This window comes from Sphingomonas tagetis, assembly GCF_024211275.1.
Taxonomy (GTDB): Bacteria; Pseudomonadota; Alphaproteobacteria; order Sphingomonadales; family Sphingomonadaceae; genus Sphingomonas; species Sphingomonas tagetis.
Genome location: NZ_JAMLDX010000007.1, coordinates 177,229 through 193,293, shown reverse-complemented (window position 1 = coordinate 193,293; position 16,065 = coordinate 177,229). Strand labels below are relative to the sequence as shown.

The following is a 16,065-nucleotide window of genomic DNA, read 5'->3' as shown; positions in this document are numbered from 1 at the left end:
CGGCATACAGGCTGCGCCGGGCCCGTCTCCCCGCTGGCCCGGCGTTCGCACGCCGGGCCTTTTTTTGTGGGGCTATTCCGCTTCATCCCGCGCACCATGGCGAATGCGCAGGATCACCACCCGGTCGTGCTCGACCCGATAGCGCAACACATAGGGCCACACCGTAGTCATTTCGCGCCGGCCTTCGGCGGCATCGCGCCCGCGTTCCGCAAACACGGCCAGGCTGTCGGCGACTGCGATCAGTTTGCCGCCGAGCCGCTCCGCCGCTGCCGGATTGAATGCCGAGATATACGCGACGATCGCCTCGAGATGCCCGATCGCTTCGTCGGTCCAGACGATGTGCCGCAATCAGTCCCCGATCTGGGGCCGTGGCAAAGGCTTGTCGCTGCCCCAGGACTCGATCCAGCGCTTCACGGCCTCGTGGGTGACGAGGCGGCCTGCCTTCACATCGGCATCGGCGCGGGCATCCGCCGCGGCTTCCGCAGCAGGGTCGTTATGATCGAATAGGGATCGTTCGGAACTCATGCGGCAAGGCTACACCGCGTGCCCGATGCGCGCAACGGCCCGGCCAGCCCCAGCTATTCGCGCCTCACCGCCGCCGCGCATCCAGCGTCGTCAGCAGCCCCGCGGCCAACAGCCCGCCGCCCAGCGCGACCATGCCCGCGGCATAGCTGCCGGTCGCATCGTGCAGCCAGCCCACCGCGAACGGCCCGATATAACCGCCGAGATTGCCGATCGAGTTGATCAGCGCGATCCCGCCCGCCGCTGCGGCCCCCGTCAGCAAGGCTGCGGGGCGGCCCCAGAACACCGGCAGCGCCGCGTTGATGCCGATCGCCGCGACCACGAACAGCGCGAAGGTGATTGCCGGATCGGGCGAAAAGGCCGCCGCGAAGAAGGCCAAAGCCGCCAGCACCGCCGGCGCGACGAGGAACCAGGCGCTCCCGCCCTTGCGGTCCGACCGGCCGCCCCAATAGCGCATCGCCGCCGCGCCCAGCGCGAAGGGCGCGATCGACAGCAGCCCGACCTGAACATTGCTGAGGCCGCTCAGCGACTTGATCATCTGCGGCGCCCAGAAGCTGAAGCCATAGAGCCCTGCCACCAGCCCCAGATACACCATCGCGTAACGCCACACGGTCGGGCTCGCGAGCCCGGCCTTGAGCGAGCTGTGCGACGCCTCGCCTTGCTCGCGCTCGAGCACGGCGAGCAGGGTCGCGCGTTCGTCCGCGCTCAGGAACTTGGCGTCCCTCGGGCCATCGGGCAGCAGGAACAGCACCGCGATGCCGAGGATCAGCGCCGGCACCGCCTCGATCAGGAACATGCTCTGCCAGCCCTTCATGCCGAAGATGCTGGTGCCGAGCAGCCAGGTCGACAGCGGCGCGCCGAGCGCGCTCGACAGCGGCACCGCGATCAGGAAGCCCGCCATCACCCGCCCGCGCACTTCCTTGGGGAACCAGAAGGTCAGATAGAGGATCATGCCGGGGAAGAACCCCGCCTCGGCGATGCCGAGCAGGAAGCGCACGATCCAGAAGCTGGCCGGCCCGGTGACGAAGGCGGTGCAGGCCGAGAGGATGCCCCAGCTGATCATGATCCGCGCGATCCACACTCGCGCGCCGACCTTCTTCATGATCAGGTTGGACGGAATCTCGAACAGGAAATAGCCGATGAAGAAGATACCCGCGCCGAACCCATAGGCGCTCGCCGACAGGCCGATATCCTTGTTCATCGTCAGCGCCGCGAAGCCGACATTCACGCGGTCGAGGAACGAGATGAAATAGAGCAGCGCCATGAACGGGATCAGGCGCTTGGCCGCCCGATTGACGATCGCGCGTTCGGCCGGGGTGAGGGTGCTGGTCATTTCTTCCATGCCTCGAAACGGGCGGCCTGCGCCAATATGCATTCGCTGTGGATGCCCATCACCCGCGCGAAGCCGTCCTTGCCCAGATTGAACGGGTTGCGCGCCGCTTGGGGCTTGCGCTCGAACCGCCCGAAGCTGTCGTCGACAAAGCCGTGCGTGCTGATCTCGCCCTCCGCGCCGGCCTCGGCGCCCGCGCGCCACAGCTTGAGTAGCGAGGCATGCATCGTTCGCACGCCGGCGACATCGTCGGGCATCGCGGTGCCGCCCCAAAGGGTCAGGTTGCGCGTCACGCCGCCGTCCTTGACCGACAGCACCAGCGACAGCGTGCCCTCGGTATGGCCGGGCGTCGTCACGAAGCGGATCGTCTCGCCGCCGAACTTCAGCACGCCGCCATCCGCCGCAATCTGGCCGCGCCTGGGCGGCGCGACGCCCTTGGCCAGCGGGTGCGGATCGGCCACGATCACCTTCCAGTCCGCTGCCGTCGCCCACACCTTGGCGCGATACGCATCCTGAAAATGCTTCGCTCCGCCATAATGATCGACATGGCCATGCGTGACGATGACGTGCCGGATCTGCGCCGGGTCGAGCCCGAGCTTGCGCATGTCCGGCTCGATCACCTCGCGCGCGTCCTTTTCGTTCCACATCGCGTCGATCAGCACAAGCCCGGCCGGGGTCTTGAGCACCCAGGCGCCCACGAACTTCGCGCCGACATAATAGAGATTGTCGAACGCCGCCGCGGGCGTCGGCCGGTCCTTGGCCATGACGAACGGCGCCAGATAGGTCTTCCCCTGCTCGGGCGACTTGCAGAGATAGCCCCCGGCGATCGCCGCCATCTCGTCGCCCGCCAGTGCCCGCGCCGCCGCGACGTGGCGCCTTGCCGCTTCCGGCTCGGGCAGTTCGGCGGCAAAGGCTGCCGGAATCGACGCGAACAGGACGCTGCCGGCCAGCAAGGTGGCGATGCGCATCGGGACTCTCCTAACTTATCGGTCAGGGCCTAGAGCGATGGCACGTCACCGCATAGCTTCGCCGCTATGCCGCGCGGATGCGATGCATGACTTCGCCGCTTCAGCCGGCGCGCGTCGGCCCAAAGCTGGCGACGAGGTCGAAGTCCGAGCCGCTGAGCAGCTGGCGTACCCAGGTGATGCCGTCCGCGCCGCGCCACGTCCGCCGCTCGACCGCGAGGCAGGCGGTGCCGGCCGGGCGGTCGAGCCGGGCGGCGGCCTCGCCCTCGGCGGCGACCGCGGCGACGCGCAGCTCGGCCTCGGTCCATGGCACATGGCCGAGCAGCCACGCACCGGGCGAGATGAGGCCAAAGTCCACCGCGCGGATTTCCGGTACGGCGGCGAGGCTGATCAGCCGGTCCTCGACCGCCAGCGGCCGGTCGTCGGCATGATGCACGCCCTCGATGCGCAGCAATTCGCCCGTTCCGGCAAGCGCCGCCTCCACCGGCGATGCCGGATCGGCGGCGCGGACCGTGCGATGCAGCAGTTCGTAGCGATAACGCTGCCCGCGCCGTTCGACCTCCACCGCAAGGTCGGGGATGTCGAGCACCATCGAATGCACCTTGGGCCGCGCGACGAAGCTGCCCGCGCGCTTGCGCCGATCGACAAGGCCCGCGGTGGCAAGCGCCGACAGTGCCTTGCTCACCGTCATCCGCGCGCAGCCATGGCGCGCCATCAATTCGAGTTCGGTCGGCAGCCGCGCGCCGGGCGGCAGCGTCCCGGCGAGGATATCCGCCTCGATCTCGCGGCGGATCCGTTCGTGAAGCGGGAGGCTCATGCGAGGAGCGCCGTCAGTGTCCCGCGATACCGCGCGGCAATGGCGTCGCGTGCGCGGTGTCGCCCCTGGCTGACGAGCTTCTGGCCGCGCCGCCACACGCAATCGACCGCGCCGCGTCTGGACGCGAAGATCAGCGAGTCGAGCAACGCGTCCGGTCCGCGCCCGGCCAGCGAGGGGTGGCCGGGCGAAAGGCTGAACAAGTCCGCGGCGTTGCCGACGGCCAAGCCACTCTCAAACCCCATCGCCTGCGCGCCGCCTGCGACCGCCGCCTCGAACAGGTCCTGTCCGGTCGACCGGCCCGGCTCGCGCGCCAGCAGGTTGCGCTCGCGCCGCGCCAGCCGCTGGCCATATTCGAGCAGGCGCAGCTCCTCGGTCATGTCGATCAGCACGTTGGAATCCGAGCCCACGCCGAAGCGCCCGCCCGCCGTCAGGAAAGGCTCGGCGGGGAAGATGCCATCGCCCAGATTGGCCTCTGTGATCGGACACAGCCCCGCCACCGCGCCGCTGCGCGCCATCGCTGCGGCCTCGGCATCGGTCATGTGAGTTGCATGGACAAGGCACCAGCGTGCATCGACCGCGGCGTTATCGAGCAGCCATTCGACCGGGCGCGCGCCGCTCCAGGCGATACAGTCCTCGACCTCCTTCACTTGCTCGGCGATGTGGATGTGAATGGGGCCGTCACCGGCCAGCGGCAGGATCGCGCGCAGTTCGTCCGGCGTCACCGCGCGCAGGCTGTGCGGCGCGACCGCGACGATTGCGTCGGGCAGCTGCGCGGCCGCCGCACGAGTGGCGTCGACCAGCCGGGCATAGCCATCGATGTCGTGAACGAAGCGCCGCTGCGCCTTGCCCGGCGCGCTGCCGCCGAACCCGCCATGCGCGTAGAAGACGGGCAGGTGCGTAAGGCCGATGCCGCTCTCCGCCGCAGCCGCGAAGATCGCCTGCGACATCTCGGCCGGATCGGCAAACGCCCCGCCGCCCGCCGCGTGGTGGAGATAGTGAAACTCGCCGACGCGGGTGAAGCCGCTCTCCAGCATCTCGACATAAGCGAGCGCGGCGAGGGCCTGAAGCTCGTCCGGCCCGATCCGCTCGACAAAGCGGTACATCGTCTCGCGCCAGGTCCAGAAGCTGTCGCCTGCCGGCCCGCGCCGTTCGGCCAGCCCGGCCATGCCGCGCTGAAAGGCGTGGCTGTGGAGGTTGCCGACGCCGGGCAGCGCGACCGCGTGCCGCTGGTCTTCGACATGCGGTGCCGTGCAGGTCTCGACGCCCGCGATCAGTCCTTCGCGGATCGTAAGGCGCACATCGGCGGCCCAGCCGGCGGGCAGCAGCGCGTTCGCGAAATGAAGATTGGTCGCGGACCTGCCCACGGCGCCTCCTGAACTAATGTCTATACATTATGGCGATGCGATGCAATCATCCGCCCATGGGAGACTCGGATGCAGTGTGACCGCCTGTGGACCGGTGCGCGTCTCGCGACGCTGTCGGGTCCGGGCCTTGCCGTGGTCGAGCGTGGCGTCGTCGCAGCGCGTGACGGGCGCATCGTCTATGCCGGTCCGGCGGACGGCGCGCCGGGATTCCAGACGCGCGAGACGATCGACTGCGAAGGCCGTTGGATCACGCCTGGGCTGATCGATTGCCACACGCATCTGGTTCATGGTGGCGACCGCGCGCATGAGTTCGAGCTGCGGCTGGCGGGCGCTTCTTACGAAGAGATTGCGCGCGCGGGTGGCGGGATCGTCTCGACGATGCGCGCGACGCGCCACGCGAGCGAGGCTGAACTGGTCGCGTCTGCGCTGCCGCGGCTCGACGCGCTGATCGCCGAGGGGGCGAGTACCGTCGAGATCAAGTCCGGCTACGGCCTCGACCTGGAGACCGAGCTGCGCATGTTGCGCGCTGCGCGCCGGCTGGGCGAGATCAGGCCGGTGCGGATCGTGACGACCTTTCTCGGCGCGCATGCCCTGCCGCCGGAGTTCGAAGGACGGCCGGACGGCTATATCGATCATGTCTGCAGGACGATGATCCCGGCGGTCGCGGCGGCGGGCCTTGCCGATGCGGTGGATTGCTTTTGCGAAGGAATCGGTTTCACGCCGGAACAGACCGGGCGGGTGTTCGCCGCCGCCACCGCGCACGGTTTGCGCGTCAAGCTCCATGCCGAGCAATTGTCGAACCGGGGCGGCGCCGCGCTGGCCGCGCGGCATGGCGCGCTGTCGGCGGACCATCTCGAATATCTCGACGCCGAGGGCATCGACGCAATGGCGCGCGCAGGCACCATTGCGACGCTGCTGCCCGGCGCTTTCTACTTCGTGCGCGAGACGAAGCTGCCGCCGGTGCAGGCATTGCGCGAGGCGGGCGTGCCGATCGCGCTCGCCACCGATTGCAACCCCGGCACCTCGCCGCTGACCTCGCTGCTGCTGACGATGAACATGGCGGCGACCTTGTTCCGGCTGACCATCGAGGAATGCCTGACGGGTGTCACGCGCAATGCCGCGCGCGCGCTGGGGATCGAGGCCGAGACCGGCTCGCTCGAAGCGGGCAAGTCGTGCGACCTTGCCATCTGGGACATCGAGCGGCCGGCCGAGCTCGTCTATCGCATGGGGTTCAATCCCCTCCATTCGCGCGTCTGGAAGGACCAGTGACCGAAATCCTCCTCATCCCCGGCGACGTGCCGCTCCGCGACTGGCGCGCGATCTATCGCGGCGCGTCGCTGCGGCTCGATCCGGCGAGCGCGCGCGCCATCGCCGAGAGCGCCGCAGCGGTCGAACGCATCCTCGCGCGGCACGAGCCGGTCTATGGCATCAACACTGGCTTCGGAAAGCTGGCGAGCGTGAAGATCGGCGACGACGATCTCGCGACGCTTCAACGCAACATCGTGCTGAGCCATGCCGCGGGCGTCGGCGCGCCGTCGCCGACCGCGATCGTGCGACTGATGATGGCGCTCAAGCTCGCCAGCCTCGCACAGGGCGCGTCCGGCGTGCGGCCTGCGACGGTCGCACTGCTCGAAACGATGCTGGCGAAAGGCCTGACGCCGGTGGTGCCGTGTCAGGGCTCGGTCGGCGCGAGTGGCGACCTCGCGCCGCTGGCGCATATGGCCGCGGCGATGATCGGCGTGGGCGAGATCAAACTGGACGGCGCGCGGTTGCCTGCGACAGAGGCTTTGGCTCGTGTCGGGCTCGCGCCGCTCGAACTCGGTCCCAAGGAAGGGCTGGCGCTGCTCAACGGCACGCAATTCTCGACCGCCAATGCGCTCGCCGGGCTGTTCGAGACCGAGTTGCTGTTCCAGTCGGCGCTGGTCACCGGCGCGCTGGCGACCGAGGCGGCAAAGGGCTCCGATACACCGTTCGACCCGCGTATCCACGCGCTGCGCCGTCATGCCGGGCAGATCGAGACCGCGGCGGCGCTGCGTGAACTGATGGCGGGTTCCGCGATCCGCGCCTCGCATCTGCTGGGCGATGCGCGCGTGCAGGACCCCTATTGCCTGCGCTGCCAGCCGCAGGTGATGGGCGCGGTGCTCGACCTGTTGCGCCAGGCGGCGGCGACGCTGGCGACCGAAGCCAATGGCGTGTCCGACAATCCGCTGATCTTTCCCGACACCGACGAAGCGCTCTCCGGCGGCAACTTCCACGCCGAGCCGGTCGCGTTCGCGGCGGACATGATCGCGCTCGCCATCTGCGAGATCGGATCGATCACCGAACGTCGCATCGCGATGCTGGTCGATCCGGCGTTGTCGGGGCTGCCCGCGTTCCTGACGCCCAAGCCGGGGCTCAATTCGGGCTTCATGATCCCGCAGGTTACGGCGGCCGCTTTGGTGTCGGAGAACAAGCAGCGCGCCACGCCCGCCAGCGTCGATTCGATCCCGACCTCGGCCAATCAGGAGGATCATGTCTCGATGGCGGCGCATGGCGCCCGCCGCCTGCTCGACATGGCGGCGAACGCGATGAATGTCGTCGGCATCGAATTGCTGGCGGCAGGGCAGGGGTGCGACTTTCACGCGCCGCTGGCTTCCAGCCCCGCGCTCGAAGCCGTGCGGCAGCGGCTGCGCGACGTGGTGCCGATGCTCGACGACGACCGTCACTTCCATCCCGAGCTGCTGGCCGCAGCCGATCTCGTGCGCAGCGGGGCGATCGTCGCGGCGGCGGGGCTCGGCCTGCCGGGGCTGGCATGAGCTGGCTGGAAATCCATCGCGGCGATGCGCCGCTGGTCGTCGCTTTCCCGCACACGGGCACCGAGCTGCCGCCCGAGCTGGCCGACGCGTTCGTCTCGCCCTGGCTGGCGCGCAAGGACGCGGACTGGTGGGTCGACCGGCTCTATGGCTTCGCGCGCGAGTTGGGCGCGACGACGGTGCGGACACGGCTGTCGCGCAGCGTGATCGACTGCAACCGCGATCCTTCGGGTATGTCGCTCTATCCCGGCCAGACGACCACCGGCCTGTGCCCGACCGAGACGTTCGACGGCGAGCCGCTCTATCCCGGCGAGACGCCCGATCAGGCCGAGATCGACCGCCGCCGCGCCGCCTATTTCGACCCCTATCACGCCGCGCTCGATGCCGAACTCTACCAGTTGCGCGAAGCGAATCCGCGCGTCGTCCTCTACGACGCACACTCGATCCGCAGCCATGTGCCGCGACTGTTCGATGGCGAGCTGCCGCAGTTCAACATCGGCACCAATGGCGGGCAAACTTGCGATCCCGCCCTGACCGAAGCGGTGACCGCGATCTGCGCTGCCAGCGGCATGAGCCATGTGCTCGACGGGCGGTTTCGCGGCGGCTGGACGACGCGGCATTATGGCCGCCCGGCGGACGGCATCCATGCGATCCAGATGGAGCTGGCGATGCGCGGCTATCTCACCGAACCGGAACGGCCCGGCCTCGATAACTGGCCGACGCCGCCCGATCCCGATCCCGCCATCCTGCCCACGCTCCGCTGCGTGCTCGACGCCTGCCTCGCCTTTGCCAAGGACCCGCAATGACCCGCCTCGACAACAGCCGCGTGATCCGTCCCGCGACCGGTACCACGCTGTCGGCGAAGAGCTGGCTGACCGAAGCGCCGCTGCGCATGCTGATGAACAACCTGCATCCCGACGTCGCCGAGCGGCCCGAGGAGCTGGTCGTCTATGGCGGCATCGGCCGCGCCGCGCGCGATTGGGAAAGCTATGACAAGATCGTCGAGACGCTCCGGCGGCTCGAAGATGACCAGACGCTGCTGATCCAGTCGGGCAAGCCGGTCGGGGTGTTCCGCACCCATGCCGATGCGCCGCGCGTGCTGATCGCCAATTCCAACCTCGTGCCCAAATGGGCCGACTGGGCGCATTTCAACGAACTCGACCGCAAGGGGCTGGCGATGTACGGCCAGATGACCGCGGGGTCGTGGATCTATATCGGCACGCAGGGCATCGTGCAGGGTACGTACGAGACGTTCGTCGAGATGGGCCGCCAGCATTATGGCGGCGACCTTTCTGGCAAGTGGTTGCTGACCGCCGGCCTCGGCGGGATGGGCGGCGCACAGCCGCTCGCTGCGGTAATGGCGGGCGCGTCGTGCCTCGCGATCGAATGCCAGCCGAGCCGGATCGAGATGCGGCTGCGCACCGGCTATCTCAACCGCGCGACCGACAGCATCGACGAGGCGGTCGAGATCATGATCACGGCGAAAGCGCCGGTCTCGGTCGGGCTGCTCGGCAATGCCGCCGAAATCCTGCCCGAGCTGTTCCGGCGCGGCGTGCGGCCCGATCTGCTGACCGACCAGACGAGCGCGCACGATCCGGTCAACGGCTATCTCCCGGCGGGCTGGACCGTGGCGGAATGGGTCGAGCGCCGCGAGCGCGAACCCGAGGCGGTCGCCGCTGCCGCCAAGGCGTCGATGGCGGTGCATGTCCGTGCGATGCTCGATTTCCAGGCGGCCGGCGTCCCCACGGTCGATTATGGCAACAACATCCGTCAGGTGGCGAAGGACGAAGGCGTCGCCAACGCGTTCGACTTTCCGGGCTTCGTCCCCGCCTATATCCGCCCGCTCTTCTGCCGCGGTATCGGGCCGTTCCGCTGGGCGGCGCTGTCGGGCGACCCTGAGGATATCTACAAGACCGACGCCAGGGTGAAGGAATTGCTGCCCGACGACGCGCATCTCCACCGCTGGCTCGACATGGCGCGCGAGCGGATCCGCTTTCAGGGGCTGCCCGCGCGGATCTGCTGGGTCGGGCTCGGCGATCGCCACCGGCTCGGCCTGGCGTTTAATGAAATGGTGGCCAGCGGCGAACTCAAGGCGCCGGTGGTGATCGGCCGCGATCATCTTGATTCGGGTTCGGTCGCTTCGCCCAACCGCGAGACCGAGGCGATGCGGGACGGGTCGGACGCGGTCAGCGACTGGCCGCTGCTCAATGCGCTGCTCAACACCGCATCGGGCGCGACATGGGTGTCGCTGCATCATGGCGGCGGGGTCGGAATGGGCTATTCGCAGCATGCCGGTATGGTCATCGTGGCAGACGGCACGCCCGAAGCGGCGCGGCGGCTCGAACGCGTGCTGTGGAACGACCCCGCGACCGGCGTGATGCGCCATGCCGATGCCGGCTATGACATCGCGCTCGATTGCGCGCGCGACAAGGGACTGGACCTGCCCGCGATCCTCGATTGACCTCACTTACTCGGCAAAGCGCTTGACTCAGGCCGGGTATAAGGCGGAACATATAGCGAACATATGTCCGTCGAGTCGTTGCCTTTGCTCAAGCGTCATCTGGCGCGGATCGAGCGCCGCCACAAGCCGGCGAGTGTGGCATTGCGCCATGCACCGACCGGGCATGACGAGCTCGATCATGCCCTTGGCGGCGGGTTGCTGCGCGGGCGCGTGCATGAATTGCAGGTCGCCGATGCAGGCGAGTCGGGCAGCGGCGCGGGTTTTGCCGGGGTGCTCGCGCAGCGGCTCGGCGGCGAGTTGCTGTGGCTGCGCGAGGAAGCGGCCGAGCGCGGCATGGGGCGGCTGCACGCGGCGGGGCTGGCCGAGATCGGTTTCGATCCGGCGCGGCTGATCCTCGGCGTGCTGCCCGATGCGGCCGCGGTGCTGCGAGCCGCAGCGGACGCAGTCCGCTGTCCGGCGCTGGGCGCGGTGGTGATCGAATTATGGGGCGATCCGCGGCCGCTCGACCTCACCGCGACGCGGCGGCTGGCGCTGGCGGCGGAAGGGTCCGGGGTGACGGCGCTGCTGCTTCGCGTCGCCGGGCATGAGGCGCCGAGCGCCGCGCAGACGCGGATCGGCGTGGCGCCCACGCGTTCGACTGCGCTCGCGGCGAACGCGCCCGGCCATCCGGCCTGGCGGATCGAATTGTTGCGCCAGCGCGGCCGGCCCGATGGCGGCGTATGGCGAGTCGAATGGGATCGGGCGAACGGGGTGTTACGGGATCAGGAACATGACGGCGAGACGGTATCTGGCGCTGTGGTTCCCGTTTCTGGCGACCGACCGGCTGGCGCGGTGCTCGCCGGCTAGCGTCAGGCGGGCGGACGGCCCGCTTGGCCTGACCGAGCGGCACAAGGGCGCGGTGCGGCTGACGGCGTGCGATCCGGCGGCGGTGGCGCTGGGTCTGGCAGCGGGGATGACGCTGGCCGATGCGCGGGCGCGCGTCCCCGAGCTGGCGGCGATCGAGGCCGATCCCGCCGCCGACATGGCGTGGCTCGAACGCATCGCCGATGCCTGCGACCGCTTCACCCCCGGCGTGATGACCGAGCCGCCCGACGGCATCGCGCTCGACATCACCGGCTGCGCGCATCTGTTCGGCGGCGAATATGGCCTGCTGGCGGAGGTCGAGGCGCGGATGCGGCGCTGGACCGGGCATTTGCGTCATGCGCTGGCCGACACGCCGGAGGGCGCGCGGGCGCTGGCGCGGTTCCAGACCGCGCCGTCGTCGAGCGAGGCGGCGGCACTGCGGCGGCTGCCGGTTGCGGCGCTGGAGCTGGACGCGGAGGCGGAGCGCTCGCTGCGGCGGGCGGGATTGAAGACCTTCGGCGATCTCGCCGACCGGCCGGCCGAGCCGCTCGCCGCTCGCTTCGGGATCGAGCTGCCCGACCGGCTGGACCGCGTGCTCGGCCGCACCGGCAGCCGCATCACCCCGCGCCGCGCGCCGCCCGCCTTGCTGTTCGAGTGCCGCTTTGCCGAACCGATCGCGCGTGCCGACGATGCGGTCGCGGTGATCGGCGAGCTGGCGCAGCAGGCCGGGGCCGAGATGGAGGAACAGCGCAAGGGTGGTCGCCGCTTCGTCGCGCGGCTGTTCCGCAGCGACGGGCATGTCGTCGATCTCGCGGTCGAATGCGGCGCGCCGTTGCGTGATCCCGCGCGGATCATGCGGCTGTTCACCGAGCGGGTGGCGGCGCTGTCCGATCCGATCGATCCGGGCTTCGGCTTCGACATGATCCGGCTGGCGGTGCCGCGGGTCGAGCCGCTCGCCGCCGCGCAGCTCCAGCTCGAAGGCGGATCGGACCGCGCCGAGGAGGCAATCGGCGAGCTGGTCGATCGGCTCAGCATGCGTGCGGGCGCGCGTCGCATCCGCCGCTTCGTGGCGCGCGATACGCATATCCCCGAACAGGCCGTGCTGGCCTTGCCGGCGATCGAGGCGTCCGCGCCTATGCTCTGGGCGACCTCCGATCCCGGCGAACCGCCGCACCGCCCGATCCATCTGTTCGACCCGCCGCAGCCGGTCGAGGTGATCGCCGAGTTGCCCGACGGCCCGCCGCGCCGCTTCCGCTGGCGGCGCAATCTGCACGAGGTATCGCGCTTCGAAGGCCCCGAGCGCATCGCCGCCGAATGGTGGCGCCGCGCGCCGGGCGATCCCGGGCTGACGCGCGACTATTACCGCGTCGAGGATGTGCGCGGCCGCCGCTTCTGGCTGTTCCGCCACGGGCTGTACGACGAGAAGCCGGCACCGCGCTGGTATGTCCATGGACTGTTCGCGTGAGCGAGAAGGACCCATCAAAAGCGCCTGTTCGCGTGAGCGAGAAGGACCAGCAAGGGGCACCTGTTCGCGTGAGCGGCTATGCCGAATTGGTTGCGGCGACGCATTTTTCGTTCCTGCGCGGGGCGTCGCATCCGGCGGACTTGGTTTCCCGGGCGGTAGCGTTGGGATTGTCAGGCCTTGGTATCGCCGATCGCAATACCGTCGCGGGCGTGGTGCGCGCCATGAGCGCCTTGAAAGATGGGAAGCAGAAAGCGGAAGAGGCGGGACAGCCTTATCCCGACCTCAAGCTCGTCTCGGGGGCGCGGCTGGTGTTCGAAGACGGTACGCCGGACATCGTCGCCTATCCCGCCAATCGCCGCGGTTGGGGCAATCTCACCAAGCTGCTGACGCAAGGCAATCTGCGCGCGGAAAAGGGCGATTGCATCCTCAGGCTGACCGACCTGCTCGCTTATCATGACGAGTTGCTGCTGATCGTCCTGTCGGACTCGACCGCCACCCCGCAGCGTCCGCGGCGCAAGCTCGTAGACTATCACAGCGACGCGGTGCAGCCGCAACTCACATTGGTCCAACCACCGGGGCTCGAATCGCTTCTCGCACGCCTTGCGCGGATCGCGCCGGGCCGGGTCTGGCTGGGCGCGAGCATGATGCGACAGGGACAGGACGATCGCCGTCTCGCCGAACTGCAAACGACGGCTCTCCATTCCGCGGTGCCATTGATCGCCGTCGGCGACACGCTCTACGCCGAGCCGGAAAATCGCCCTTTGCAGGATGTCCTCACCTGCATCCGCGAAGGTGTGACGATCATGGACGCCGGCCAGCGGCTGGGGGCCAATGCCGAGCGCCATCTGAAAGCGCCCGAAGAAATGGCGAGGCTGTTTCAAAGTTATCCCGACGCGATCGCACAGACGCAAAAGCTGCTCGATCGGATCGAATTCCATCTCGGCCAGCTCAAATACGAATACCCGCACGAGCCTGTGCCGGCAGGGTGGGAGCCGCAGGCGTGGCTGGCGCACATCACCACCAAGGCGGCGCATGAATATTATTCGGAAGACAAGCTCGATGAGGCACTGGAGCTGCTCGCCACGGAGCTCGAACTGATCGGCAAGCGCAACTACGCCTATTATTTCCTGACCGTCCACGACCTCGTCAAATTCGCCCGCAGCCAGCAGCCGCCGATTCTGTGCCAGGGGCGGGGCAGCGCGGCCAATTCGATCGTCTGCTTCCTGCTCGAGGTCACCTCGGTCGATCCGGTGAAGTACAATCTGCTCTTCTCGCGCTTCGTGTCCGAGGAGCGCGACGAGCCGCCCGACATCGATGTCGATTTCGAGCACGAGCGGCGCGAGGAAGTGATGCAATATGTCTATCGCCGCTATGGCCGCCATCGCGCGGGCATCGCCGCGACCGTCATCCATTACCGTCCGCGCAGCGCGGTACGCGAGGTCGGCAAGGCGCTGGGGCTGACCGAGGACATCACGGCACGCATCGTCAGCACGGTGTGGGGCAGCTTCAGCAACGACTTGCCCGAACATCGCGTCGCGGAAGCCGGGTTCGATATCGATGCGCCCGATATCCGCCGCCTGATCGATCTTGCCGGACAGTTGCTCAAGGCGCAGTTCCCGCGTCATCTCTCGCAGCATGTCGGTGGCTTCGTGCTGACTCAGGATCGGCTCGACGAGACGGTGCCGCTGCACAATGCGGCGATGGACGACCGCACCTTTATCGAATGGGACAAGGACGATATCGACGCAATCGGCCTGATGAAGGTCGATGTGCTGGCACTCGGCATGCTCACCTGCATCCGCAAGGGCTTCGATTTGATGAAGCAGCATGATCTGGGTGAGAAGGACCTGCGCGTCGATCTCGATTCGAGCGATCCTGCGGTCTATGAAATGCTGACTAGAGGCGACAGCATTGGCGTATTCCAGGTGGAAAGCCGGGCGCAGATCAACATGCTGCCACGGCTCAAGCCTGAAAATCTCTACGACCTCACCGTGCAGGTCGCGATCGTTCGGCCCGGCCCGATCGAAGGCGACATGGTGCATCCCTATCTGCGGCGGCGGTGCAAGGAAGAGAAGGTTGAATACCCTTCACCAGGTCCGCCTCACGATCCCAACGAGTTAGAGATTCTTCTAGGTAAGACCTACGGCGTGCCGATCTTCCAAGAGCAGGCGATGAAACTCGCCATTACCGCTGCCGGCTTCGAGCCTTCAGAGGCGAACGAGCTACGCCGCGCGATGGCGACGTTCCGTAACGCGGGGACGATCCAGAATTTTCGCGAGAAGATGATCAAGGGCATGACCGGACGCGGCTATGCCGCCGATTTCGCCGAGCGCTGCTTCAAGCAGATCGAGGGCTTCGGCTCCTATGGCTTCCCTGAGAGCCATGCGCTGTCCTTTGCGCGGCTGGTCTATGTCTCGGCGTGGATCAAATGCCACCATCCCGCGGTGTTTGCGTGCGCGTTGCTCAATTCGCAGCCGATGGGTTTCTATGCCCCCGCGCAGATCGTGCGCGACGCGCGCGAGCATGATGTCGAGGTGCGGCCGATCGATGTGAACCACAGCCAGTGGGACAACAGCCTCGAACCGGCCGGGCATGGCGGGCTCGCGCTGCGGCTGGGGCTCCGCCAGATTGACGGGTTTAGGGAGGATTGGGGCCATTCGCTCGCTGCCGAACGGGGGGCGGGATTGTTCGACGGGGTCGAGCCACTCGCACGCCGCGCGAACCTGCCCGCTCGCGCGCTGCGGCTGCTCGCCGATGCCGACGCGTTCGGTTCGCTCGGCCTGTCGCGCCGCGAGGGTCTGTGGGAGGCGCGACGGACGCCGTCGGGCGCGCTGCCGCTGTTCGCTGCCGCGCGTGCCCGCGAGCTGGGCGAGGAGCCTGCGATCGCGCTGCCCGCAATGCCGCTGAACGAGGAAGTCGCGGCGGACTATCAGACCACGCGGCTATCGCTGAAGGACCATCCGATGACGTTCCTGCGCGAGACGCTGCGCGGGGAGGGCGTGCTGAGCTGCGCCGAGACCAGCGCGGCCAAGGCCGGCCGCCGCGTGCGCACCGGCGGGGTGGTGCTGATCCGCCAGCGGCCGGGCAAGGGCAATGCGATCTTCATCACGCTGGAGGACGAGACCGGCATCACCAACGTGCTGCTGTGGGCGCGCGACTTCGAGCGGCAGCGGCGCGCGGTGATGGCGTCGCGGCTGATGGTGGTCGAAGGCGTGGTCCAGCGCAGCAAGGAAGGCGTCGTCCATCTGATGGCGAGCCAGGTGGTCGACCGTACCGGGCTGCTGCGCCAGCTGTCGGACGAACCGGTGCCGACGCCGCTCTGCCACCCGGACGAGGTCGCCAAGTCCTCCGGCAGCCGCCACCCGCGCGATGTGCGCATCCTGCCGCGCTCGCGCGATTTTCATTAGAATTTGATCCAGCTACGCTGGATTGCGGCACCAGCCCGCTCCCCCACCCGGCCACCCACTTCAGCGTATCTTTGATGGGTGGCCGGGTGGGGGAGCGGG

At 68.4% G+C, this 16,065-nt stretch carries 13 protein-coding genes; 7 read left to right on the top strand and 6 right to left on the bottom strand.

Annotated elements, in window-relative coordinates; translation table 11 throughout:
• Positions 1-72: 72 nt before the first annotated feature.
• The 6 genes from M9978_RS11270 to M9978_RS11245 all read right to left on the bottom strand — a co-directional run bounded on the left by M9978_RS11270 (position 73) and on the right by M9978_RS11245 (position 4,998).
• Positions 73-348, bottom strand: coding sequence for a type II toxin-antitoxin system RelE/ParE family toxin (locus M9978_RS11270; RefSeq protein ID WP_254293175.1), 276 nt, complete (start codon positions 346-348; stop codon positions 73-75).
• Positions 349-525, bottom strand: coding sequence for a hypothetical protein (locus M9978_RS11265; RefSeq protein WP_254293173.1), 177 nt, complete (start codon positions 523-525; stop codon positions 349-351).
• A 64-nt stretch (positions 526-589) separates the two neighbouring features.
• On the bottom strand, positions 590-1,855 hold the full coding sequence (locus tag M9978_RS11260) for an MFS transporter (protein ID WP_254293171.1): 1,266 nt from the start codon (positions 1,853-1,855) through the stop codon (positions 590-592).
• On the bottom strand, positions 1,852-2,820 hold the full coding sequence (locus M9978_RS11255; protein WP_254293169.1) for an MBL fold metallo-hydrolase: 969 nt from the start codon (positions 2,818-2,820) through the stop codon (positions 1,852-1,854). The genes M9978_RS11260 and M9978_RS11255 overlap by 4 nt, the downstream gene beginning before the upstream one ends.
• Positions 2,821-2,920: 100 nt before the next feature.
• The gene (gene hutC / locus M9978_RS11250) at positions 2,921-3,634 is read right to left on the bottom strand and encodes a histidine utilization transcriptional repressor HutC (RefSeq protein ID WP_254293167.1); all 714 of its coding nucleotides are present in this window, start codon (positions 3,632-3,634) and stop codon (positions 2,921-2,923) included.
• The gene (locus M9978_RS11245; protein WP_254293165.1) at positions 3,631-4,998 is read right to left on the bottom strand and encodes a formimidoylglutamate deiminase; all 1,368 of its coding nucleotides are present in this window, start codon (positions 4,996-4,998) and stop codon (positions 3,631-3,633) included. The genes hutC and M9978_RS11245 overlap by 4 nt, the downstream gene beginning before the upstream one ends.
• A gap of 69 nt (positions 4,999-5,067) precedes the next feature.
• Between M9978_RS11245 and hutI the strand changes: the two genes are divergently transcribed.
• The 7 genes from hutI (at position 5,068) to M9978_RS11210 (ending at position 15,966) form a co-directional block, all read left to right on the top strand.
• Positions 5,068-6,267, top strand: a complete 1,200-nt coding sequence (hutI, locus tag M9978_RS11240; RefSeq protein WP_254293164.1) for an imidazolonepropionase — start codon at positions 5,068-5,070, stop codon at positions 6,265-6,267.
• A complete protein-coding gene (hutH, locus tag M9978_RS11235) occupies positions 6,264-7,793 on the top strand; it encodes a histidine ammonia-lyase (protein WP_254293162.1) in 1,530 nt (509 codons plus the stop codon). Before hutI ends, hutH begins: the two co-directional genes overlap by 4 nt.
• Positions 7,790-8,596 (top strand): N-formylglutamate deformylase, encoded by an 807-nt coding sequence (hutG, locus tag M9978_RS11230; protein WP_254293160.1) that lies wholly within the window; start codon positions 7,790-7,792, stop codon positions 8,594-8,596. Before hutH ends, hutG begins: the two co-directional genes overlap by 4 nt.
• Positions 8,593-10,251: a urocanate hydratase gene (gene hutU, locus M9978_RS11225; RefSeq protein WP_254293158.1), complete on the top strand. Its 1,659-nt coding sequence runs from the start codon at positions 8,593-8,595 to the stop codon at positions 10,249-10,251. The genes hutG and hutU overlap by 4 nt, the downstream gene beginning before the upstream one ends.
• Positions 10,252-10,314: 63 nt before the next feature.
• Complete coding sequence (locus M9978_RS11220) at positions 10,315-11,097, top strand: ImuA family protein (protein ID WP_254293156.1); 783 nt, start codon at positions 10,315-10,317, stop codon at positions 11,095-11,097.
• Positions 11,021-12,559, top strand: a complete 1,539-nt coding sequence (locus M9978_RS11215; protein ID WP_254293154.1) for a Y-family DNA polymerase — start codon at positions 11,021-11,023, stop codon at positions 12,557-12,559. Before M9978_RS11220 ends, M9978_RS11215 begins: the two co-directional genes overlap by 77 nt.
• Positions 12,556-15,966 (top strand): error-prone DNA polymerase, encoded by a 3,411-nt coding sequence (locus M9978_RS11210; RefSeq protein ID WP_436977184.1) that lies wholly within the window; start codon positions 12,556-12,558, stop codon positions 15,964-15,966. The genes M9978_RS11215 and M9978_RS11210 overlap by 4 nt, the downstream gene beginning before the upstream one ends.
• The last annotated feature ends 99 nt before the right edge of the window (positions 15,967-16,065 follow it).